Consider the following 23,563-nt stretch of genomic DNA (forward strand, 5'->3'; position numbering starts at 1 on the left):
TTATGGCAAACCTATGCCGTCATTCCCGCGCAGGCGGGAATCCATCTTTGAGGATAAGCAAAGCCATAAAAATCAATTAACTGAAATTCACAAGTGGATTCCCGCCTGCGCGGGAATGACGGTTGTGATGTATCCTGTCTTTATTATTTCCTTTACCATCCGTCCGTTTTCAGACGACCTGCTATAATCCACGTCGTCTGAAAACCCTCTTTCACGGAAACCGCCATGTCCGACCTCTTTACCCGCCAACCTGATGCGCCGCTTGCCGAACGCCTGCGCCCGCATTCTTTAGACGATGTCATCGGGCAGCAGCACTTAATCGGCGAAGGTAAACCTTTGCGCGTGGCGGTGGAAGGCGGGAAGCCGCATTCTATGTTGCTGTGGGGGCCGCCGGGCGTGGGCAAGACGACGTTGGCGCGGATTTTGGCGCAGAGTTTCAATGCCCAGTTTCTGCCTGTTTCCGCCGTATTCTCCGGCGTGAAAGACATACGCGAGGCAATCGACAAGGCCGAAATTGCCTTGCAGCAAGGGCGCGCGACGATTTTGTTTGTTGACGAGGTACACCGCTTCAACAAAGCGCAGCAGGACGCATTTTTGCCTTATGTCGAAAGCGGCTTATTAACCTTTATCGGCGCCACCACGGAAAACCCGTCATTTGAAGTCAATCCGGCTTTACTTAGCAGGGCGCAGGTGTATGTCTTGCAATCCTTGTCTTCAGACGACCTGAAGAAGCTGATTACCAAAGTATTGGCTTTGCCTGAATACCGAGATTTCACGATTGAAGCCGATGCGCAGGAGCTGCTCGTCAATACCGCCGACGGCGATGCGCGCAGATTGTTGAATTTATTAGAACAACTTTTACGCGCCGCCGACACACGTCGTCTGAAAAAATTAACTGCCGAATTTCTCGCCGACAGTCTCGGGGCGCAAATCCGCCGTTTCGACAAAGGCGGCGAGAGTTTCTACAACCAAATCTCCGCCCTGCACAAATCCGTGCGTGGTTCGCATCCGAATGCCGCGCTGTATTGGTTCTGCCGTATGCTCGATGGCGGCACCGACCCGCGCTACCTCGCCCGCCGCATCGTGCGCATGGCGTGGGAGGACATCGGACTTGCCGACCCGCGCGCCTTAACGATTGCCAATGATGCCGCCGCTACCTATGAGCGTTTAGGTTCGCCAGAAGGGGAGCTTGCTTTGGCGCAAGCCGTGTTGTACCTTGCCGCCGCCGCCAAATCCAATGCAGGTTATAAGGCATACAACCAAATGCGCCGTTTCGTCAAAGAAAATGCCAGCGACGAAGTGCCCGTCCACCTGCGCAATGCGCCGACCAAGTTGATGAAAGAATTGGGCTACGGACGCGAATACCGCTATGCCCATGACGAGCCCAATGCCTACGCCGCTGGAGAAAGCTATATGCCCGACGGCTTGTACGAACCTGATTTCTATCAACCTGTCCCTCGCGGGCTGGAAATCAAAATTGGCGAAAAGCTGAAATGGTTGAAATCCTTGGATGAAGATGCGCTGGATGATTAAAACAATAAATGTGTCTCAAGTTTCAGACGGCCTTTGGCTATTTTGAGCCTAATAAATTGTTTAATATTGGCATTATATCTTCAGTTTCGCTATAATTTTGTTACCCTATTTTCTTGCCGAATAATCGAATACATAAAAATCGCGGCTGCTGAACCCGATTTCCGAAACAAAATTAGAAAGCAGATAATGGACAATTTAGATCAAAGTCGTAGCCGTGCATGGCGACGACATCAAGAGCAACGCCCCAGTCATCGTGTACATGGCAAAAATCCTTTGAAATATAAACCTGAAAAAAAGTGGGATTTGATATATCTCCGCAGCAATAAAATCAAACGTGCACAAAAATTGGGTTTTATTTATCCGTTCAGACAGCATGAATTTGATGCTGAATGGTTTGACTAACTCAAAAGATACATTTTCGATTCAATCGAGATGGTTTTTACAAGGCGGATATTTTCCGCCTTTTTTAATTTTTATGAATGCACTTTTTATTTGTAGTCGTAACCAATGGCGCAGTCCTACCGCTGAAACCGTATTTCGACGTTATCCAAATGTACAGGCACGTTCTGCAGGGACCAGCCCCAATGCGCGGCATACTGTTTCCATAGACGACATCGCATGGGCGGATAAGATTTTCGTGATGGAACAAAAACATAAGAGCCGTCTGCTGGCACAGTTTCCCCGTGCTTTGCAATATAAGGAAATGATTGTTTTAGATATTCCTGATGATTACAGATACATGGATGAAGAGTTGATAGAAATATTGAAGGTAAGTGTCGTGCCTTATCTGTATAAATAATGAGGTTTTCCGCAAGATTATCTGAAAAAATATGACTTACTTTTAAGTAAAATTTATTTCAATACCATCATTTGCTTCACGCATCACTGACAAATAAAACGCAAATCTAAGATCAAATTGAATTTTTCAGACGGCCTTTGCTGTTTGAATATTTTTAACCTATACCATACACACACACATTTTCATGAATATTTTTGAAGCCTTACTATTATTGTGCCTGCTGATTGTTATTAGCGCGTTTGTGTCCTGTTCCGAACTCGCGCTGGCTTCGGCACGCAAAATCAAATTGCAGGTCATGGCGAAAGACGGCGGCGATACGCGCGCGCTTGACGTAATCAATATGCAGCAGCAGCCAGGCAGTTTTATTACTGTCGTCCAAATCGGATTGAACGCCGTCGCCATTCTTGCCGGTATTGTCGGCGAGGCGGCAATACGTCCGTATTTTGGCAAGCTGTTGGAGAACGCAGGCAGTTGGGGCAGCACAGTTGCCTCTTTACTGACTTTCTCGCTGGTTACAGGCAGCTTTATTTTAATTGCCGACCTGATGCCCAAGCGTATGGCAATGACCCATCCCGAAGCGGTGGCGGTACGCATTGTGCGTCCGATGATGTTTCTGATTTTTATCTTAAAACCCCTTGTCTGGGTTTTTGACGGGTTGGCAAACGCAATATTCAAACTCTTCAAAATCTCAACCGTCCGTCAGGAGCAGCTGACCTCGGAAGATATTTATGCCGTTGTTGATGCTGGTGCACAGGCTGGTGTATTGAAAGAACAAGAGCACTATCTGATTGAAAACATTTTCGATATGCAGGAGCGTACGGTCACTTCCACCATGAGCACGCGCGAATACATCGCCTATTTCGATAAAAACGACGGCAGCGATACCGTGTTGGAAATGATGTCGGACAAACCGCACAACAAATTCCTCGTGTGTGACGGCGACTTGGAGCGCGTCATCGGCTATATCGAATCGCATACGCTGCTGACTTTATTTTTAAAAGAAAAAGACGTCCGCCTGACCGACAAGCGCGTGTTGCGTAAAGCCTTGTTCATTCCCGACACGCTGTCGCTTTACGATGTCTTGGAAACCTTCAAGACTTCCGGCGAAGACTTTGCCGTAGTGGTGAACGAATACGCGCTGGTGGTCGGCGTGGTAACGCTGAAAGATGTGATGAGCATTGTGATGGGCGAGCTGGTTAATACCGAAGAAGAGCCGCAAATCATCCGCCGTACCGAAGATACATGGTTGGTGGACGGTGCCACGCCGCTTACCGATGTCATGCGCGCACTGGATATTGAAGAGTTTCCCAATTCGGAAAACTACGAAACCATCGCCGGCTTTATGATGTATTCCCTGCGCAAAATCCCGAAGCGTACGGATTTTTTGGTTTATGCCGGTTATAAGTTTGAAATCATCGATACCGAAAACTTGAAAATCGACCAACTTTTGGTTTCCAAGCAAGGAAATATGGTGGGGAAGATATAACAAGTCGCTGGGAATACTTGAAAAGAAAATTAAAAAATGAATAAAAAGGAAAAATATTATGACGACAACTGAACCTCAAAAATACGCTCGCAGCCTACACGCGCCCATCAGCCTAGGCACGACTTCAGACGACCGCTTTATGCCGCGCGGCTTTCTTTCATATTTTGCCGAGCTGCCGAAGTTGGTTTTAACCGAAAAATTAGATGGGCAAAATAACTGCTTTGCCGCGCACGGCCTCTATGCCCGTAGTCATGCTGCGCCTACCCAGCACCCGTGGGATAAACCTTTGCTGCAACGATGGCAGCAAATCAAAGATGATTTAGGCGATCTGGAACTTTTTGGCGAGAATATGTATGGCATTCATTCGATTGCCTATTCGCAACTGGAAAGCTATTTTTACCTGTTTGCAGTCCGCCGTGGCGGACATTGGCTTTCATGGGAAGAGGTTAAATTTTATGCGCAGCTGTTTGATTTCCCGACTGTGCCAGAAATCCCCATTATCCAGCCGCTTGCAGATTTCACTCAAAAATACGCCAATGAAGATCTTGCTTTAGCGCAATGGCTTGCCGCCAATTTGGGAGAGCCGTGGACGGACAGCGTACAAACTGCAGGCAAGCTTGGCGGCTATGATCCGAACACAGGAGCAGCGTGCAGTGAAGGTTTCGTTATCCGGAACGCCGCTGATTTTGCCACCAACAACGGCAACCTGCCTGTTCAATCCAATGAATTCGACAATCTTTTCAAATTGGTACGAGCCAAACATGTTAAAACCGACGTTCATTGGACGAAAACTTGGAAGCCTGCTCGTCTTATCGATTACGACAAATACCATTGGCAAAGCTGGCAGTTTCAGACGGCCTGAAGTCCAATGATCCAATAATAAGAAAGACAATTATGTGGACATTTCCATATTACATACCCGGCCAACTTCCTGATTGGCAAGCCTTAGAACGTCGTTTCAGTTGGTTTGCCGATATGAAGGACGTTCCGCAAGACCCTGAGTGGCATGCCGAAGGCGACGTATTTACGCATACCAAAATGGTGTGCGAAGCCCTTTTACAACTGCCCGAGTTTCAAGCGCTTGATGAACAGGAGCAGCATATTCTGTTTGCTGCCGCCATGCTGCATGATGTGGAAAAACGCAGTACGACCAAGCGTGAAATTGAAAACGGCAAAGAGCGGATTGTCTCGCCGCATCACGCAAAAAAAGGCGAGCATACCGCCCGTACTTTGCTGTATACCGAACTTGCCGCTTCGTTTGCCGTAAGAGAAGTAATCGCCAAACTCGTGCGCTTGCACGGATTGCCCTTATGGGCGATTAACAAGCCTAATCCTGAGCGAGCCGTCATAGCTGCCAGTTTGCAGGTCAACACTGCACATCTTGCCATGCTTGCTAAAGCTGATGTACTGGGTCGTGTATGTTGCGACCAACAGGATATTTTGCTGCGCATTGATTTGTTTCGTGAACTCTGTGAAGAAAATGTTTGTTGGGGTAAGGCTCGTACTTTTGCCAGCGACTACGGACGCTATCTCTATCTTAACGGCCGTAGTGAAATGCCGGATTATCAGCCATTTGATGATCGAACCTTTGATGTGTATGCCATGTGTGCCATAGCAGGTAGCGGTAAAGACAGTTACATCAGGCAACATCTTGCCCATCTGCCCATGCTATCGCTGGATGAGATTCGCCGTGAACGCAAACTCAATCCTGCAGATTCCAAACATACCGCCGAAGCAGTGCGTTTGGGTAAAGAGCAGGCAAAAGAATACCTGCGAGCCCGTACGTCATTTGTCTTTAATGCGACCAATCTTAACCGCGACCTGCGCAGCAAATGGCTGCCGATGTTTGCCGATTACGGCGCACGCGTGCATCTCATTTATTTGGAAGTTCCTTACACGCAATTACTATCGCAAAACCGTAACCGCGAACATTCTGTGCCGAATGATGTGTTACACCGCATGATAGAAAAGCTGGAAATCCCTGATTACAGTGAAGCGCATATAGTGAATTTTGTGGTTTCTTCTTAAGAAAGTAAGAATCTTGTAATTAGGCCGTCTGAAACAATCCAATGTTTCAGACGGCCTTTGTATGGAATCAGAAATTGCTAGAGCTAAGACAAAGGTCTTTATTCGCAGCTCAAGTTTTTTGTTTTTTCAGCGAATGTATCCATGGCAATTTGGCACATGCGTTCACGTTGGCCTACATCGGCGGCAGGTAGGATTTGGCGCAGGTATTTTGTGTTGTCGCGTTGGAACGATGCTTTATCTCCTGCTTTTTGGTAACACGCATCTGCGCGGGTAAAGTATTGCTGACAGATTTTCGGTAACTCTTCAAAGGACAAGGGTTTGCTTTTATGCATGCCGTGTGCGGAGACGGAGAGGGAGGAAAGGGCACACAGCGCGATGATTAAGGTTTTTGAAATGGTTTTCATGGTAAGCCTGTTTATTGAAGTTGTTTAAATCAATTGTTCGCCCCAATGCAGCTTTTGGCGCAGGGTTTTGAAGTATTGGTAATCGGTGGGATGGAGGACACGCAAGGGGTTGTGATAGCGGCGGATGATGATGCGGTCGAAGTTTTGCACGTCGATATGGGATTGTCCGTCAAAGTGTGCGCGTGCGTCGCCGCTTTTGGTAATGAGGATTTCGATCACGCTGGTGTCGGAGATGGCAATCGGGCGGTTGGTCATGGATTGCGGGCAGATAGGCACAAGCGTGAAGGCGTGCAGGCCGGCTTGCATGATGGGGCCGCCGGCGGCAAGCGCGTAGGCAGTCGAACCTGTCGGCGTGGAAATAATCAGACCGTCCGAACGTTGGGTATAGACAAATTCTTGATTGATAAATACTTCAAATTCAATCATTTGACCTGCGCCACCACGAGACAGTACGGTGTCGTTGAGGGCGAGGGCGCGTTCGATGGTTTCGCCGTCACGAATGATGCTGGCTTCAATGAGGATGCGCTCTTCAGGCAGATATTTGCCTTCCAGTACGGGGCGGATGCCCTCAACCATGGTGTCGCGTGAGATTTGGGTAAGAAAGCCCAAGTGGCCTTGATTGATGCCGATGATGGGGACGGCGCGCGGGGCGACTTCGCGGGCGGCGGAGAGGAAGGTGCCGTCGCCGCCGAGTACAACAACGAGGTCGCAGTATTTGCCCAGCTGGGCTTTGTTTACGGTTTCGCAGTATGCGGAATCTTGGATATAGACGCAGTGTTCTTCTACGCTCAATTCATCTAGATAGATGGTAAAGCCGTTTTCGCGCAGAAAAGAAACCAATGTGTGGACGGTATCTTGAATTTCGGGCGTATTGGGACGTGTAACGATACCGATGTTTTTAAATGGGCTTTTCATGATAGTAGGCCGTCTGAAATTAAGTGTCTAATCTATCCAGATATCGCGCTCGAGGCGGTCGAGGCGTTCGTTTAGGCGGGCAACGTCGTCACGCAGTTTGTCCACTTCTTCCAACCATGCGGCAAGCGTGGCTTGGTCGATAACAGGGGATTCGGGTTCGCGTGAAAAGTCGCTGATTTGCTCGGCAATGCTTTTGCCGATTTTTTTCATGGTGCGGCCGATGTCGCCGGCGCGCGAACTGATGCTTTCTGCGGCCACATGGCCGAATACACGCGCCAAATCTTCGCTCGGATAATAGCGCAGTCCACCCAAAATAGGAAGGACGGACATACCCAATACCAAGTCGCCTTCGAGGCTGATGTCGCCCACGCCGGGCTGACCGCCTTGGAGGATTTTTTGGATGGCGCTGTTGTGGAATGTGATGTTGGTGTCGGCGGTTTCGTGTGCGGTTTCAAGAAGACCTTGTTCGCTGATGCGTCCGGTCAGTCTGAAACCGGTTAGGCTGATGCAGATGATACTGCCTGCAAATTCAGACAGCTCGCGCTGTTGCTCTGGATTTTGCTGTATCAGGTGGTTGATAAGGGGAAATAGGGCGGACATGGTTTACTCTAAATGCCGTCTGAAACGGATTAATGGGTTGAGTCGCAATTTTACAGGCTTAGCCCGTCTGCGCAAACGGTATTTACAATTTTGCCGTTGCTTTTGTCATCAACGATGAAATCAGGAGCCGGCAGCCCGAGTTTGGCCGCTTCGGCAGTATAAAATTCAGCCCGGCTTGGGTGACGGGGTTCGACAATATTGCGGATACGCTTGCCGTCAGCTTGGCAGGCCGTCTGAAAAAGGACTTGGACGGCCAAGTCTTTATGAAGAATATTGACGGGTTGATTGCCGCCTTGAATGCGTGTTTTTTGAACCAGCTTGGTAACGGGATGACGGTCGGCAGAATAAAGTCCGCCCAGTCGCAGTATGTCGATATGGGGGACGGCGCTTTCAAATAAGGCTTGCTCGATTGCGAGGATTTGACGGGCGGATTCGGCTTGCGGATCGGGCGGCGTGGTTTCATCGCATATGCGTGCTTGGTCGCCATACACGCTGGTGCTGCTGGTAAAGATGATGTGTTGTACCTTAGATTGCTCGGCAAGTTGAATCCATTTTTTCAGGGTATCGGCGTAATGGTTTAATGACGAAGGCGGAAGCAGGCAGAACCATGCCGGCTTGTTGATATGGTTTTGCCATAAAGTCGAACTGTGAAAAATATCGTTTTGGTTTAAATCGATGATGTCGAGTTCAATCGGCAGATTGATGTCGTCGGAGGTCAGGTTGCGTTTGATGGCGGCTACCTGACTGCCTTGTTCATAACATTTTTGCGCTAGCGGTAGGCCGAGATAGCCTAAGCCGAGAATGGAAATATCGGGAAGGTGCATAAATAAAGCATCCGAAAATTAACAGGCCGTCTGAAAATAGCTTTAACTTGGTTAAAGCCACGTTTTCAGACGGCCTTTGTATGGAAAAATCAATGGTTGCTGCCGATTTTTTGGTCGAATTTGGCACGGTGTTCCGGCAGGAGGTAAGGGCGCAACAGGCTGAGTGTGCGGCTGATGCCCCGTACTTTGGAATCTTCGGTCAACTTGGCGCGGCCGCGCAGGGAGCTGTCGAAGTCGAACCAGTATTTCGTCACCATCCACATATTGACGGCAAGGTCGTTCATGGCGGTTTGGTCTGCGCTGATGATGTTCAAGCCGTTGAGCTGGGTCAGCAGGTTGACCAACAGCGGGGAAACTTTGGCTTGGGTAAAGGTATTGTGTTCGCCCAATAATTCGGCACTGCGGGCAAGCAGGGTGTTCACATCGCTGAAAAGGAAACGGTATTCCCACATCACATCATAAATACCGGCCATGTAGTTGATGGAGTCTTCAACATTAGACGGCAATACGGCTTCGTTAAGGTAGGCAAGCAGGGCATCGCTGTAACGTTTAAACAATTGGACGATGATTTCGTCTTTGTTGCGGAAATGGTAGTAGAGGTTGCCTGGGCTGATGCCCAAGTGGGCGGCAATATGGTTAGTGCTGATATTGCGCTCGCCTTCTTCGTTGAACAAGGCGAGGCTGGCATTGATGATTCGTGTGTAAGTGTTGACTTTAGCAATGCGCGGCATGGGATACACTCCTTTGTTTTATAGGCTGTATGAAGTCGGCAGCCAGTTGGGTTCTGCGTGTAATTCTACCTGAAATTGAGTAAATACTGTATTACAAACATATTGTGCCAGCTGATGGACATCTTGCGCGGATGCATTGTTTTTATTCACCAAAACCAAAGCCTGTCTGTCATGCACTGCCGCATCGCCGATCTGATGGCCTTTCAGACGGCATTGGTCAATCAGCCAGCCGGCCGCGAGTTTGACCGAACCGTCAGGCTGCGGATAGCGTGGCATATTGGGGTATTGCTGTAACAAATCGGCAGCTTTTTCAGCGCTGACAACAGGGTTTTTAAAGAAACTTCCGACATTACCAAGTACGTTAGGATTAGGCAGTTTACTGTTGCGGATTGAACACACTGCGTCGGAAACATCTTTGGCTGTTGCTTCTCGGCCTTGGCTCAGTTCGGCAACCGCTGCCGCCAAATCGCCATAGCCCAAGTTCGGCACAAAATGCTCTTTCAACGCAAATACAACCGAAACAATCACATAACGGCCTTTGCCTTCCTGTTTGAACAGGCTTTCACGATAGGCAAAGTCACAGTCGGCATTGGAAAGCTCGACAAAGGTTTCCGTATCCAAATCAAAGCAGCGTACGCTATGGATAACATCTTTGACTTCAACGCCGTATGCACCGATGTTTTGTACCGGAGACGCGCCGACCGTGCCCGGAATCAGGCTGAGGTTTTCCAGCCCGCTTAAACCCAGTTCAACCGTATGCAAAACAAAATCATGCCAAATTTCCCCAGCCTGAGCTTCGATATAAACCAGGCCATCTGAACACTCAATTTCGCGTATTCCCTTGTTTTCCATATGCACAACCAGACCGGCGTAGTCCTCCATCAAAAGGATATTGCTGCCGCCGCCGAGCCATAAAACAGTATCTCGGTCGAACTCGGGCAGTCGGACGATGTCGCGCAACTCGTCGGAATGTTTTAGTGCAACAAATGCTTGGGCTTGGGTTTTCAGGCCGAAAGTGTTGTAAGGGGTAAGGTCGGTTTGGTATTGGATGGGTTGCATGGGTTTAACTTTAAAATAGGAATTCGTTGATTAAATGGCGCAATCATTGGAGAAAGACTGCTTGTATTTTTCAGACGGCCTTATGTGATTTGACCATCTCTTTACTGCAAAGCTCCAAGCACCATACCAATGCAATGGCGGCAATCGTCAGCGAAACGGTCAGCGCGGTCCAGAAGCCGTAAATACCCATATTGGCATGATAGGCAAGCAGGTAGCCGGGCAACAGGCCGCAGCCCCAGAAAGCCACGGCATGGATGAACATCGGCATTTTGGTCACTTTATAGCCACGCAGCGCATATGAAGCGATACATTGGGTGGCGTCTGCCAGTTGGAATAGGGAAGCGAAAAATAAAACGGTCGCGGCAATGCCTAATACGGCCGCATCGTTGGTGTACATACCGGCCAACTGAAAGCGAAAGATGACCAAGAGCAGTGCGGTACAGGTGGCAAGTACCCAGCCCAACACCAGCGACACGCCTGAAATATAACGCGCCCGCAAAAAATCGCGCCGTCCGAGTGAAAAGCCAACGCGTACCGTGCTTGCAGAGCCGACGCTTTGCGGAACCATATACAAGATGCCCGACAGGCTGATGACGACTTGTTGGGCGGCAACATAATCCTCGCCGAATGGTGCCACCAAAAAGACGATAAACGAAAACGCGCTGGCTTCTAAAAAATAAGACAAGCCGATGGGGGCGCCGATTTTCCAAATCTGTTTGAAAGCCGCCAAATCAGGTTTGCCGATTTTTGCCGTCAAACCAAACGGACGGAAGAATTTTTCTTTGGCAATATAAAGCCACAAAGCCAATGCGCTGAACCAAAATACCGCTGCCGTTGCTACGCCGCAACCTGCACCGCCCAAAGCAGGCATACCGAATTTGCCATAAACAAACACATAGTTGAGCGGCACATTCAACACAAATGCCGCAAAGCTGACCAACATAATCACGCGCGGACGGTTCAAGCTGGAGGCATAAGCGTGCAGGGCGCGGTGTATCATAGCGGCCGGCATTGCCAAGCTGGTAAAGAACATATATTGCGCCATCGTGTCTTCGACATAATCGTTCAATGTCAGCCAATGACGGAAAGGCATAATCATTGCCCACATCAACAGCATGCCGAATACGCCCAAACACAAGCCAAACCAAATGCCCTGCATTCCTGTTTTGCCGACTTCTTCGGTTTTACCTGCGCCGTACAGCTGGGCAATCATCGGGTTCAACGCCGCCATCACGCCCATAAAGGTAATGTAAATCGTTGAGAATGCGCTGCTGCCCAAAGCCACCGCGGCCAAATCTTCCTTACCTGCGCCACCGGCCATCACCGTATCGACAAAACCAATACCCACTTGCGCCACTTGGGCCAACAGCATAGGCAGGGCGAGGGCGGTAAGCAGGCGGGTTTCTTTTAAGAAAACAGGAAAGGCAAAGCGGTTGAGGTTCAGTAGCATAAGTGTGTGTGGATTGAGGATAAAGGCCGTCTGAAACAGAAACGTAAAATTATAAAGGGTAATGCTGATAAGCAGGCAATATGTTGTTTAATCGCTAAATTTTTCAGACGGCCTTAAATGTCGGATGTCTTTTTACTGCTTCCAACCAGCTGTCCGGCGTTTGAAACTGCATCAGGCCGTCTGAAAGCGATACTGCGGCTTGGGTAGTCGAAGCGCGAGTTAGTTTTTCGTTGGTTTCGGCATCGTAAATGGTGTAATCGATACGCAGGCAGCTTTCGATCTCGACGATGTCCATATCAACGCGGATTTTTTGGCCGAAACGGGCAGGGCGGATGTATTTGAGGTTCATCTGCACAATCGGCCAGCTGTACCCCTGCCGTCCCATTTCGTTGTAGTCGTAACCGATGGAAGACAAAAAAGCGCAACGTGCGGTTTCAAGGTATTTGACATAGTTGCCATGCCACACGATATGCATGGCATCTACGTCAAAAAAAGGAACTTCGGTTTCAAAGCTGTGTTGGCAGTAGATGTGTTTTTTCATGGTTTAAAAGAGTAAGTGTGATGGTTTCAGACGGCATCTTCGCCCCAAAAATCATAAAAATTGAACCATTGTAGCGGATTTTGCGCACATTCTTGCGCCAAAATGTCGGCAAAACGCTGCATCGCGTCTTTGACGGAAGCCTCGCGGCTGCCGCGTTTCCAGCTGGAAGTATCGGTAAAGCGGCGCAGTTTCAAATGATAGCGGCCGTTTTGTTTGACGCAAAACAGCGTGTTTACCTGCGTTTTTAAAAGCGCAGCCAATAGCCATGCGCCTTGCGGCATAGGGGCAGTGTGGCCTAAGAAATTAATGTCGGCGGTTTTCTCGCCGCGTACAGGCACACGGTCGGCCGCGATGGCAATCCATTCGCCGTCTTCGATACGGCGGTTCAATTCCATCATCAGGGTGGTGTCCAAATCTGTCACCTGAATCAGACGGATATGATCTGCGCCGGCTTTTTGCAATGCCTCGTTAAATGCCTGCGCGTGTTTGCTGTGCACCAATACGTTAAGTCTGAAATCTTTATGGTGCGACACCAGCGCACGGCAAACTTCGGTATTGCCTAAGTGCGAACAGGCAAAAATCTGGCCGCGTTCGTTGCGTTTGACTTGCGAATAGATATCGTCCGGATCTTCAATTACCAAATCTTCATAACGGATTTTGCGTTGCCACACGGCAAAACGGTCGCAAACCGCTTCGCCAAATGCGATGAATTGTTTGAATACGCTGTGTTTCGGCAGGACGGTATGGGGAAAGGCCGTCTGAAGACGGGTTTGATAGCGTAAGACATGACGGCGCGGTTTGGGTGCGGTTGCATAAAAATACAGCACCACAAACCAAATGCACGGCCTCATGAAAAAAGCCGGCAGATAGCGCACCATCAATGTGGTCAGAGCGAGAAACAGGCGGTTGCCGCGTTCGGGCTGCGCCGCCCAATGGGTTTGTTTATTGTCGGTCATGGTTTGGGTGTGAATTAAGTTATAGAGGATTGCACATCATCGTTTAGTAGAGAATCCCAAAAATCTGTATCTAGCTTTTTAATGCTAAAAGTTTGTTCTGTTTGCATACCTAAATCATATTGGTATACATATTCTGCCAATTTCATTCCATCTATTAAAACAACTTTGGCATTGGGTAAAGTATTTGCATATTCAATTGCATCATTTGAATATTGGGCGGTGGTAATAAAAACTCCCTTGTCTGCATTTCTCCCCATTAATGAACCTACGAAACGTTGAATTTCTGGTCTACCAATAGTGGAATCTTTTTTATATCGTTTAGCTTGTATATAAATTCTCCCAAATCCCAATATATCTTCCTTAATTTCCCCATCAATACCACCATCTTTGCTATATTGAGTTACTGTCCCTGAATTTTCTACTGCACCACCGTATCCCATTTTTTGTAATAAATCGACTACTAATTTTTCGAAAACCTTGGGTGTTTTACTGATAATGGTGTCTATAATTTCAGTATATATTTCATGACGTATGGTTTTGTATGATGCATATAATAGTTCTTGAGGGGTTTCCTCAATAGAGTTTTTTGATGACAAAGTGATCTGTAAAACAGGCTCAGATTTTATTTTTTTATTTCGTAAAGCCATTGTTTTATCGATATATTCATTAATCTCTTGATTGCTTTTGGAGAGAAATTGTCTTCCTAGTGAATTAATGACATAGTACCCTCGTTTGGGACGATCTAGTAATTCACATAGAGTTAAATAACTTAATGTCCAGGAAATACGATCATTAAAAATAATGCCATTTCCAGATTCATATTCTTTCGTTATTTCTTCATCGCTTAGTGAGAAATATTTAGCTAATGGTGCGGTGAGTTCAGATTTTTTCCAAACTTTTCCATCAGATAGTTTTTCTAATATAGGTTTACGTAATTCTGAAAAATGTGGGATAGTCATCATAAGTCTTTATATAGATTAAAAATTTTGCCCAATCGGTGTTTCAACATACCGAAAAACAGCCGTGTGTGCATTTTGCTGATGCGGACATTGTCGGCAAAGGCATCGAAGTGGGACACGCCGTCGGCGGCGTATTGGACGGGCGTTTTAATCCAAACCGGTTTGACGTCGCGCCAGTAGAGGCGGATAAGGATTTCCGTATCGAAGTCCATGCGGTCGCCTACGGTTTCTTCGCGGACGACGGATAGCGCGGGTGCAAGCGGATAGAGGCGGAAGCCGCACATGCCGTCTTTGATGTCGCATGACCAAGTGTGCAGCATATTCCAGAAATCGGTAATTTTGCGTCCGTAAAGCCGTGCTTTGGGCGCGTCATCGCCGTATTGCGGCCAGCCGCAAACAACGGCTTCGGGATTTCGTTCTGCTGCGGCGAGGAGTTTGGGAGTGTCGCTCAAGCAGTGTTGACCGTCTGCATCAACCTGCAAGACGTGGGTATAGCCATGTTCTTGAGCGTATTCCAAGCCGGTTTTGACCGCTGCACCTTTGCCGCCGTTGATGGGACGGTAAAGGACATCAATGCCGTCTGAAATCAAAGCCTGCAATACAGGTTTGCATTCTTCGCGTGAACCGTCGTCCACAATTAAAACGTTTAAACCGAAGCCGCGCATGGTTTGGGCAACGTGGCTGATGGTGGTCGGGTGGTTGTAATGTGGAATAAGGGCCAGGGTTTTCATAAATATTTTTTAGACGACGTTAACACAATGCAGAGTATAGCAAATAAACATGCCATGGCGTTTGAAAAGGCCGTCTGAAACAGCGATGACAAAATCGTTAGATTTCGTTTTTCACTGTTTCAGACGGCCTTTTATATGCCATTAATTCAGCATTGTACATGACCGACATCGAGGCATAAATCATGGAATTCGTTGAGCGTGCTGCGGTGGCCGATGCTGATGATGATGCTGTCGGGCAGTTTTTGTTTTAAGGCGCGGTAGAGCATGGCTTCGGTCGGTTCGTCCAAGGCGGCGGTGGCTTCGTCGAGCAGGATGACTTTGGGCTGCGAGAGCAGGGCGCGGACGAAGGCGACGCGTTGCAGTTCGCCCGGGGAGAGTTTGTGTTGCCAGTCATCGGTTTTATCTAATTTATCAACCAGATAACCTAATCGGCAGGTATTCATGGCTTCGGCTAACTCGGGATGCTGTTTGTCGATGTCGGGGTAACAAATCGCGTCGCGCAGGCTGCCTTGCGCCGTGTACGGGCGTTGCGGCAGGAAGAGGATGTCTTGATGCGGCGGATGGCTGACTTTACCGCTGCTGCCGAAAGGCCAAAGCCCTGCCAGCGTGCGCAGCAACGAAGTTTTGCCGCAACCGCTTGGGCCGCGTATCAGTAGGGAGTTGCCGTTTTTGAGGTTGATATTGATACCGTCTAATAAAACTTCGCCGTTGTGGCGGTATAGGGCAACGTTTTCTAAGATCAGGCCGTCTGAAACTTCGGTAAGGTCAGGTTGTCGTGCGGTGTGTTTTTCTTCCGTACTCAGCAAAAAACCGTACAGACGCTCCAATCGGGCGCGGTAGGCGGTGAATTTGTTGTAGAACATCCGGAAGAAAGACAGCGCGTTTTGCAGTCGTGCGAAGGCTTGGACGGTCTGCTGGATGTCGCCGATTTTGATTTGTCCGGCAAACAGGCGCGGAGCTTGCAAAATAATCGGGAAGAGTTTGATGCCGTTAGTGAACATATCGTTAAAGCCGCTCAGGCAAACGCTTTGTCGCGTAATGCGCCAACGGTTGCGGATAATGGCTTTAAAGCGGTCGGAAAGCTGGTCGTGTTCGTGTTTTTCGCCGCTGTAAAACGCCACGCTTTCAGCGTGGTCGCGCACGCGGATGAGGGAATAACGGTAGTCGCCGTTGAGCTTTTCGTTTTCATAGTTGTAACGAATCAAAGGGTTGCCTATCCACATGGCGATAAAGGTCGCCAAAATCACAAACATATAGACAAACCAAACGATGCCGTGCGGAATGTCGAAACCGAACACGGTCAGGATGCCTGCCAAGCCCCACAAAACAACGGCAAATTCCAGCGAGGTAACGACCGAATTGACCATGCCGCGCACAAATTCTATGGTCGAGGCAATGAAATCCTGTGCGTCCTGTTGGATACGCTGGTCGATGTTGTCCGGCGCGTGGTGGCGCATTTGCAGGCGGTAGTAGTTTTTGTCGGCAAGCCAGCGTGAAGTCAAAACTTCATTGAGCCGCTCCGACCATTTAATCGCCAAGCCTTGATCGAGAAAGTCGTTGACGACGTTGTTAAACGCCCGTATCAACACCACGCCTGCATTCATCGCTGCAAACATCCAAAACGCGGAGGCATTCAAATCCTGCATCGAGTCGTAAAGCCCTTTGGACATAAAGGTACTCAACACATTCAGCCGTACTTCGGTTAACAGCAGCGTAATCATCGCCGTAATCAGCAGCAATACTTTGACCGTACTTTTCGGCGTCAGGCACAGGCGCAGGATATAGCTAAACTCGCGCCCGAAGCGTGTGTTGCGTGCAAAAAACAGAATGACCGCCGAGGCTGCGGCGACCATCAATAAGGTCTGCAATAGCCAAGACGGCGTGGAATAAAGCTCGATTTGCCATTTTTGCATGGGGTGTTCTCTGAAAGGAAGTAAAGGCCGTCTGAAAGGACGGCAAATTTATTTGACTATGGTAACTGTAATAATAGTTTTCTGAACTGTTGTATTTTTTTGTATTTACAAACGGTTCTTATTTGTTTTTGTGGAAAGCAGAAATCTTATCAAATATAATCGCAAAACCAAATTACTTTGTAATTTTTTACTCGATATAAGAAATAAGAATTATTAATATTTCAAACCAGAAGGTATTTTATGAACAGCAAATTAGCCCTGATGCCGCTTGTGGTTGCAAGCGCATTCGCTTATGCCGCCGATGAAGCGACACCCGAAACCCCCGTGCAACAGCAGTTGCAGGAAGTCAATGTCCGCGCTGACGCCAAACGCGTCAAAGCCGCCCGTTCTTATTCCATCGCCAGCGACGGCGACTTGCGCGATCGCGTGAACTTGGGCGTATTGGGCAAAGCCAACGCCTTTACCGCGCCGATTACCGTCGTCAACTACGACGAACAAGCCCTCAACAACACCGAAGCGCGTACTTTGGTGGATGCCGTAGCGAAAAAAGACGCTTCCGTTTGGCAGTTCGGCGGCGAAAGCAATACATTGACCGGCCTGTATTTCCGCGGTTACCAACTTGATGCGCGCCAATTCAGCGTCAACGGTTTGGCAGGTATGTACGGTACGCAAGGCACGGCCAGCGTGCAAGTCGGTTCTGCGCAACTGATTAAAGGCGCGTCCACCGCCGTAAACGGTATGGACCCTGAAGGCGCGGTATCCGGTTCCGTCAATATCGAAACTAAAAAAGCTGCCGACGAAGGCAACCGCAAAATCGGTTTGGGCTGGTTCAGCAACAACCGCGCCCAAGGTACGTTCGATTTAGGTCAACGCTTCGGCGAAAACAAAGAATTCGGTGTGCGCGCCAATGGCAAACTGCGCCACGGCGACACCCCGCGCCACGGTTACAGCGAAGACAACAAAGAATTTGCCTTGAATGCCGACTATCGCGGCGAAAAACTGCGCGTGGCGTTCGATTCCATCTACGCAAAACGCAAAACCAACGGCGGCCGTGCGCGTATCCAAGATATTCAAAACGCCAACGGCCGCTTGTTTGACGCGCCTGAAGGCAAAGTGAATTTGGCGCCGAGCTGGCAGGCTCAAAACACGCGCGGTCAAACGAATATGCTGACTTTTGAATGGGATGCGTTTGAAAATGCCCAAATTACAGGCGGTATCGGCTACAACAATGCGCGCTATTACGGTAATTTCGCCTCTCCGACCGTTACAGACAGCGGTTTAACCTACAATTCCGGTCGCGCGCGCCTGACTGACCAGCGTTTCAAAACGCTCAGTATGAATCTGACTGCGCGCGGCGAATTTGAAACCGGTCCGGTAAGTCACAACTGGAGTGCCGCATTTGACCGTATCGACCGTAAACGCACCACTTATCAAGGCGCACGTCAAACACGAAGCAGCGTTATCGATCCGAGCCTTGATATTCCAACCCAATTGGCAAAATTGGATTCCAACTTAGGAACGGCATGGAGTGCAACGCCTTCAGTGGATACCGTGATCAAAGTAAACAGCTTGGCAGTATCCGACACACTGGGTTTTGCCGACAATAAATACCGCCTCACTTTGGGCGGACGTTTCCAAGCCGTCGAGCAGAAAGACAAATTAAACGGCCGCAAAGCAGATGCGAGCCGTTTCAGCCCGATGTTGATGGCGGCATGGGTTCCGCAGCCTGATTTGGTGGTTTACGGAAACTATATGGAAGATTTGGAGCCGTCCGTCATCCGTACTGATGAAGACCGTCATGTAACGATGGCAGATCCGCGCGTTAGCCGCCAATTTGAAGTCGGCGTACGTAAAAACTGGGGCGATTTCGTAACGACGCTGAACGCATTCCAAATCAAACGTCCGGGCTACTGGTTCGGTAAAACGACTTCAGGTACTGATTTTGCAACGCGCAAAAATGCGGGCTTGGCTTATAGCGGTTCTGAGCAAGGTATGGAACGCAGCCGCGGTATCGAGTTCAATACCTATGCCAACTTGTTGAACAAAACCCTGCGTCCGACTTTCGGTCTGATGTATCTGCAATCGACTGTAAAAGATTATCCGAATTTTGCCGACAATTTGGTTAACGGCGTACAAGTTGCCAACCCGCGCGTGATTGCCAAAGCAGGCGTGGAATGGGACACCCCGTTTGCCAAAGGCTTGACCTTGAACGGCAACGTTTCGTACTTCGGCAAGTCTTACCAAGACACGCAAAAAAAATACGCCTTCCCGTCCTATACCTTGGTTGACGTAGGCGCGCGCTACAAAACCAAGCTCGGCAAAAATACTTTAACTGTCAGCAGCTCGGTAGAAAACCTGTTTAACAAAAACTACTGGCAGGTTCAGCGCGGCCAATACGACCGCAGCTTCGCCGTCGTCGGTATGCCGCGTACTTACTGGCTGAAAGCGGAATTGGATTTCTAATCTGATTTCGGTTTGACCGTAATAGCAGGCCGTCTGAAAGGGAATGATAAAAAGCAAGAATTTGGTTTTTATCCCTTTTCAGACGGCCTGATTTTGATTGCCTTATGTTTTTTGCTTGAAAAATCTTACATGTTTTTTATGGATTTCACGCGAAACAAGGTTAATATTCCATTTTCACAATACATCATTCGAGAAGACATATGAAAAAATCCATCAAACTGACCTTGTGCGCCCTCGCACTCTCACTTTCCGTGCAAGCGCAAGCGGTTACCCATGCAGTGATTGAAACCAATATGGGCAACATCCAACTGGAGCTGGATGAAGTCAAAGCGCCGAAAACCGTGGCAAACTTTGTCAATTACGCCAAAAAAGGTTTTTACGACAACACGATTTTCCACCGCGTTATCGACAATTTTATGATTCAAGGCGGCGGATTTACCGAGAAAATGGTTCAAAAATCCACCGATAAAGCCATCAACAACGAAGCAGACAACGGCTTGAAAAACAACGTCGGCACCATCGCTATGGCTCGCACCGGCGATCCAAATTCCGCAACCAGCCAGTTCTTTATCAATACAGCCGATAACGACTTTTTGAATTTCAAAAGCAAAACCCCTCAAGGCTACGGCTATGCCGTTTTCGGTAAAGTCACTTCCGGCATGGACGTCGTCCGTAAAATCAGCAAAGTAAAAACAGCGACACGCGGCTATCATCAAGACGTTCCAACCGAAGCCGTGATTATCCGCAAAGTCAGCATCAAATAATTTTGATTGTTTGAATCCAAACAACAGGCCGTCTGAAACATTCAGACGGCCTGAATTTATTTATTTGATAATAAGCGGCAATTTGGGCGATAATTCAGCATCCACAATTTAAGGAGTCGATTATGCAAACCCGCCTGCCTTTTTTCGGTGTTGTCCGTGTCAGCGGCGAAGACAGAGCTTCATTTCTTCATGGCCAATTATCCAACGATATTAATAATTTAGCTTCCGGTCAGGCATGTTATGCCACATACAATACGCCTAAAGGCCGTGTGTTGGCGAATATGTTGGTCGTCAATCGAGGAGAAGATTTACTGTTGATCATGGCGCAAGATTTGACCGAAGCCATCGTCAAACGCCTGAGAATGTTTGTCTTGCGTGCAAAAGTCGTCTTCGAGCTGATGCCTGATTTGGCAGTAAGCGGCGAGTTGGCAGACAATGCAGAACCACATCCTGCTACCGAACCGCAACTGTCTTTTTCAGCCCAAATTCAAGAAAACACCGTAGAAATTACCTTGCCGCACACAGGCCGTCTGAAAATTTCAGCAGCCGAAAATGCAGCCGAATATCAAGCAGGAGCCGAAAACGCGTGGAACCTGCACGAAATCCGCAGCGGCTATCCGTGGATTTGCGCCGCAACCAAAGAAGCGGCTGTTGCCCAAATGCTCAACCAACACATCATTGGTGCAGTCCATTTCCGTAAAGGCTGCTACCCCGGCCAAGAAATCATCGCCCGCGCCCAATACCGAGGCCAAGTCAAACGCGGTCTGGCCGCATTAAGCGGCGATTCTTTAGAAGCCGCCGGTATTGCCATCAAAGTCGGCGAGGAAGAAGCAGGCGTTATTCTTAATACTGCACTCACAGAGCAAGGCAGCCTCAGCCTCGCCGTTATCAAGTTTTCCGCAGCAGAAGCAGCATTGACCGATGCAGACGGTAATGCTTTGAAACAGGAAGAACTGTTTTTTACGGTTGAGAAAGATTGATTGTCAGATGATTGAATAAAAAGCTTAAATATCAGCTTGAAATGAAAACAGAAAGGCCGTCTGAAATTCAGACGGCCTTTGATATTGAGTTTTGTTGGTACATGACCCAAGCTGCGTTTGCTGCTGACTGGATTACGGCATGGTTTGGAATCATTCGGTAGCAACAAAAACCGCGTGCGTGCGTACCGCACACACCCTACACCTTAATCTTAAGGTTTGCGTCGCCCGCAGGTAGGGTGTGTGGCGTAGCCACGCACGCGGTTGGTGGGAATGCAGGCTACGGCTTGCTATTTGTTAGATTTCCTCCGGTTGCAGTCCCGACACAACATCTGGCAATTCTCTTCAACCGTTTTCCCACCTTCACACCACGGTTTAATGTGATCGCCTTCCATTTCCGACAATTCAAATTTCTGTTCGCAGTGTGGGCAAATGCCGTCTTGTTTTTCGTAAATCTTCTGTTTGATGCTGTCTGAAAAAGCACGGATGTTCAAATACTTTTCATCGTGCGTTAGGACATATTGGTAAATCCCTTTTTTGTTTTCCACATCGTCGTCAGCAATCAGTTTGGCAATTTCCGCTTCCAATACGTCTTTATCCAAATCGGTATCTTTGAAACAGTTGTATAGGAATCCCCAAGGCTGCCCTTTCATCAGTTTGGTGCGCTTGAAGGGAAATTTCAGATTTACCCATTCAATCACATTTTTGAAATACAGCCATAAATCATCAGCATTCTTATCATGTTGGTGAACCGCCATATATTTGCAGACTGCTTCGTCTCCGTCTTGGTTGGCAATCCATCCGATAGCGGTTTCCAAATAGTCTTGGCGGATGGCTGTACCGTTCAAATAGTCTTTTCCGATTTGGTAGGCGGCGCAGTTGGTTTTGCTGAAATGGCGTTTGGCATCCGTTACCCAGTTGCCCGAATACACGGCGTTGCGCAATTCTTGGTTGGTTAGCCTCTCACCCGCAATATTGATGGTTTTGAACCAGTCCAGCTTTTCGCTGTCTGTTCCTTCACATTGGTATATGGTCAGTTCGTAATTTAAAATCTTCTCCTGTTCGTCTGCCTGCAAATTATGGAAGTAGCGCATCATATAGGCAAAATCGCCGTTCACATATTGGCAGATGGAAACAGTGCGCTGTTGCCCGTCCACGATTTCAAACGTGCCGTCATCGCGCACCGCCCAATACATCACATTGAGCGGAAATCCTTTCAATACGGTATCAATTACGGCATCGCGCTGTTTGTCTTTATAGACAAACTCGCGCTGATAGGGCGGGCGAACGTCCAGTTTTCCTTCATAAGCGCGCACGCCGTCTTCGTTGTTGTCGGTGTAGCCCGCCGCTTTTTTGGTTTCGCTGTCGTAGCCCGTCAGTTCGCGGATAGTGAGAGTGGTCATTTGGATTTTCATGATTATTTTCTCCTAATCATTATGCGTTTATACATCCCTTTCCCTTTTACAACAGGGGCATCATACCGGTCATGAACCTTCTTGATATATTCCAACAATCCGTCGCCCCCTCTATCGCTAGTTCCAATTATTTCAAACTGCTCGGGATTGTATTTATCCAAAAACGTAATCGGCACACCCATTACGCCATCGTAATCGCAGGGAATATCGGCAACTTTGGATACTTCGATGGCATCGTAGTTGTCGTATTGCGGATAATCGGCGGGGTTGTAGGTTCGGTACAGAATCAGTTCTTCATGGCGTTTGGCTATATCCAAGTTGGTAAACCAACAGATATTTCCCATACTTCGCCATTTTTGTCCCGTTTCATCCTGCCAATAGCGTGTTGCTTTTGGCTTATAATAATCAGGCACTTGGAATGCCATATCACCATTATGGTTGCCAAGCCATATTTTATTTTCTTTTAGCAAGGGAAAAATCTCTTTATAGGTAATGGCATTCTGATTGCCGATAATGATGAATTTCTTGCTATATTCAACCAACTGCGCCACATATTCCCGAAATAGCGAAAACGGTGGATTGGTTACGACGATATCAGCCTGTTTCAACAGTTCGATACATTCCTCACTGCGGAAGTCGCCATCGCCTTTCAGCGGTTTGACTGCTATTTCTTCGGGGGTGGGAATGCCGTTGCCGTCTTTGTCCCCTGTATATTCCAGCCAAACCGCCTGTTCGCTGTCGTTTTGGCTGAACAGGTCGCTGTTTTGGTTTTTGTAGCAGGTGGCAATCAGCTTTTTCAGGCCGAGATGCTCGAAATTGTAAGAAAAATAATGGAAGAAATTGCTGACGCGCGGGTCGTCGCAGTTGCAATAAACAGTTTTGTTTTTGAAATGGTGTTTGTAGTGCCGCAGCTCTTTTTCGATGTCGGAAAGCTGGGTGTAGAACTCATCGTTTTTGGCTTTGTTTGCCGCGTGAAGGGATTTGTTGCCTGCCATATCAAACCCCTTTAAAAGTA

General features: G+C 48.3%; 23 protein-coding genes. 9 read left to right on the top strand and 14 right to left on the bottom strand.

Translation table 11 applies throughout. The annotated features are described in order from the left end of the window. Positions 1-225 precede the first annotated feature (225 nt). The 6 genes from HMPREF2608_RS10010 (at position 226) to HMPREF2608_RS10035 (ending at position 5,846) form a co-directional block, all read left to right on the top strand. Positions 226-1,533, top strand: coding sequence for a replication-associated recombination protein A (locus tag HMPREF2608_RS10010; RefSeq protein WP_070826918.1), 1,308 nt, complete (start codon positions 226-228; stop codon positions 1,531-1,533). Positions 1,534-1,719: 186 nt separating this feature from the next. Further along, the gene (locus tag HMPREF2608_RS10015; RefSeq protein WP_003679777.1) at positions 1,720-1,935 is read left to right on the top strand and encodes a hypothetical protein; all 216 of its coding nucleotides are present in this window, start codon (positions 1,720-1,722) and stop codon (positions 1,933-1,935) included. Beyond that, on the top strand, positions 1,907-2,332 hold the full coding sequence (locus HMPREF2608_RS10020) for a low molecular weight protein tyrosine phosphatase family protein (protein ID WP_283122312.1): 426 nt from the start codon (positions 1,907-1,909) through the stop codon (positions 2,330-2,332). Before HMPREF2608_RS10015 ends, HMPREF2608_RS10020 begins: the two co-directional genes overlap by 29 nt. Before the next feature lie 184 nt (positions 2,333-2,516). Further along, positions 2,517-3,818: a polyamine export protein PaeA gene (locus HMPREF2608_RS10025; RefSeq protein ID WP_070826921.1), complete on the top strand. Its 1,302-nt coding sequence runs from the start codon at positions 2,517-2,519 to the stop codon at positions 3,816-3,818. A 55-nt stretch (positions 3,819-3,873) separates the two neighbouring features. Further along, entirely contained in the window at positions 3,874-4,680 is an 807-nt protein-coding gene (locus tag HMPREF2608_RS10030) for an RNA ligase family protein (RefSeq protein ID WP_070826922.1), read from the top strand. A 32-nt stretch (positions 4,681-4,712) separates the two neighbouring features. After that, positions 4,713-5,846: an AAA family ATPase gene (locus tag HMPREF2608_RS10035; protein WP_070826923.1), complete on the top strand. Its 1,134-nt coding sequence runs from the start codon at positions 4,713-4,715 to the stop codon at positions 5,844-5,846. Between the two features lie 98 nt (positions 5,847-5,944). Here the strand turns inward: HMPREF2608_RS10035 and HMPREF2608_RS10040 are convergent, their stop codons facing one another. The 12 genes from HMPREF2608_RS10040 to HMPREF2608_RS10095 all read right to left on the bottom strand — a co-directional run bounded on the left by HMPREF2608_RS10040 (position 5,945) and on the right by HMPREF2608_RS10095 (position 16,929). Then, complete coding sequence (locus HMPREF2608_RS10040) at positions 5,945-6,250, bottom strand: hypothetical protein (protein WP_070585645.1); 306 nt, start codon at positions 6,248-6,250, stop codon at positions 5,945-5,947. Between the two features lie 24 nt (positions 6,251-6,274). Continuing rightward, positions 6,275-7,165 (bottom strand): NAD(+) kinase, encoded by an 891-nt coding sequence (locus HMPREF2608_RS10045; RefSeq protein WP_039863638.1) that lies wholly within the window; start codon positions 7,163-7,165, stop codon positions 6,275-6,277. Between the two features lie 27 nt (positions 7,166-7,192). Next, positions 7,193-7,765, bottom strand: coding sequence for a ubiquinone biosynthesis accessory factor UbiJ (locus HMPREF2608_RS10050; RefSeq protein WP_070826924.1), 573 nt, complete (start codon positions 7,763-7,765; stop codon positions 7,193-7,195). Positions 7,766-7,815: 50 nt separating this feature from the next. After that, positions 7,816-8,589: a Rossmann-fold NAD(P)-binding domain-containing protein gene (locus HMPREF2608_RS10055; RefSeq protein WP_049332491.1), complete on the bottom strand. Its 774-nt coding sequence runs from the start codon at positions 8,587-8,589 to the stop codon at positions 7,816-7,818. Between the two features lie 89 nt (positions 8,590-8,678). Further along, positions 8,679-9,320: a TetR/AcrR family transcriptional regulator gene (locus HMPREF2608_RS10060; protein ID WP_070826925.1), complete on the bottom strand. Its 642-nt coding sequence runs from the start codon at positions 9,318-9,320 to the stop codon at positions 8,679-8,681. 18 nt (positions 9,321-9,338) lie between these two features. Further along, entirely contained in the window at positions 9,339-10,379 is a 1,041-nt protein-coding gene (gene murB, locus HMPREF2608_RS10065) for a UDP-N-acetylmuramate dehydrogenase (protein ID WP_070826926.1), read from the bottom strand. A gap of 70 nt (positions 10,380-10,449) precedes the next feature. Next, the gene (locus HMPREF2608_RS10070) at positions 10,450-11,829 is read right to left on the bottom strand and encodes an MATE family efflux transporter (protein ID WP_070764994.1); all 1,380 of its coding nucleotides are present in this window, start codon (positions 11,827-11,829) and stop codon (positions 10,450-10,452) included. A 103-nt stretch (positions 11,830-11,932) separates the two neighbouring features. Next, complete coding sequence (locus tag HMPREF2608_RS10075; RefSeq protein WP_004519960.1) at positions 11,933-12,370, bottom strand: acyl-CoA thioesterase; 438 nt, start codon at positions 12,368-12,370, stop codon at positions 11,933-11,935. A 26-nt stretch (positions 12,371-12,396) separates the two neighbouring features. Further along, complete coding sequence (locus tag HMPREF2608_RS10080; protein WP_070826927.1) at positions 12,397-13,326, bottom strand: LpxL/LpxP family acyltransferase; 930 nt, start codon at positions 13,324-13,326, stop codon at positions 12,397-12,399. Between the two features lie 14 nt (positions 13,327-13,340). Beyond that, positions 13,341-14,285 carry a restriction endonuclease gene (locus HMPREF2608_RS10085; protein WP_070764997.1) on the bottom strand — a complete coding sequence of 315 codons (945 nt, stop codon included), beginning with the start codon at positions 14,283-14,285 and terminating at the stop codon, positions 13,341-13,343. Then, positions 14,285-15,016, bottom strand: coding sequence for a glycosyltransferase family 2 protein (locus tag HMPREF2608_RS10090; protein ID WP_070826928.1), 732 nt, complete (start codon positions 15,014-15,016; stop codon positions 14,285-14,287). Before HMPREF2608_RS10090 ends, HMPREF2608_RS10085 begins: the two co-directional genes overlap by 1 nt. A gap of 146 nt (positions 15,017-15,162) precedes the next feature. Continuing rightward, on the bottom strand, positions 15,163-16,929 hold the full coding sequence (locus tag HMPREF2608_RS10095) for an ABC transporter ATP-binding protein/permease (RefSeq protein ID WP_070826929.1): 1,767 nt from the start codon (positions 16,927-16,929) through the stop codon (positions 15,163-15,165). 240 nt (positions 16,930-17,169) lie between these two features. On the opposite strand from HMPREF2608_RS10095, the gene HMPREF2608_RS10100 reads away from it, so the two are divergent. The 3 genes from HMPREF2608_RS10100 (at position 17,170) to HMPREF2608_RS10115 (ending at position 21,136) form a co-directional block, all read left to right on the top strand. Continuing rightward, positions 17,170-19,392 (top strand): TonB-dependent receptor, encoded by a 2,223-nt coding sequence (locus HMPREF2608_RS10100; RefSeq protein ID WP_070826930.1) that lies wholly within the window; start codon positions 17,170-17,172, stop codon positions 19,390-19,392. Between the two features lie 200 nt (positions 19,393-19,592). Beyond that, the gene (locus HMPREF2608_RS10110; RefSeq protein WP_070629721.1) at positions 19,593-20,156 is read left to right on the top strand and encodes a peptidylprolyl isomerase; all 564 of its coding nucleotides are present in this window, start codon (positions 19,593-19,595) and stop codon (positions 20,154-20,156) included. 122 nt (positions 20,157-20,278) lie between these two features. Beyond that, complete coding sequence (locus tag HMPREF2608_RS10115) at positions 20,279-21,136, top strand: CAF17-like 4Fe-4S cluster assembly/insertion protein YgfZ (protein WP_070826932.1); 858 nt, start codon at positions 20,279-20,281, stop codon at positions 21,134-21,136. Positions 21,137-21,423: 287 nt separating this feature from the next. On the opposite strand, the gene HMPREF2608_RS10120 is transcribed toward HMPREF2608_RS10115, so the two are convergent. Together HMPREF2608_RS10120 and HMPREF2608_RS10125 are read right to left on the bottom strand one after the other, a co-directional pair. Then, positions 21,424-22,536: an HNH endonuclease family protein gene (locus HMPREF2608_RS10120; protein ID WP_283122314.1), complete on the bottom strand. Its 1,113-nt coding sequence runs from the start codon at positions 22,534-22,536 to the stop codon at positions 21,424-21,426. Between the two features lie 14 nt (positions 22,537-22,550). Then, the coding region (locus HMPREF2608_RS10125; RefSeq protein ID WP_283122315.1) for an adenine-specific methyltransferase EcoRI family protein at positions 22,551-23,563 on the bottom strand (1,013 nt) is incomplete at its 5' end.

Origin of the sequence: Neisseria sp. HMSC064D07, from assembly GCF_001837185.1 — a bacterium.
GTDB lineage: Bacteria > Pseudomonadota > Gammaproteobacteria > Burkholderiales > Neisseriaceae > Neisseria > Neisseria flavescens_C.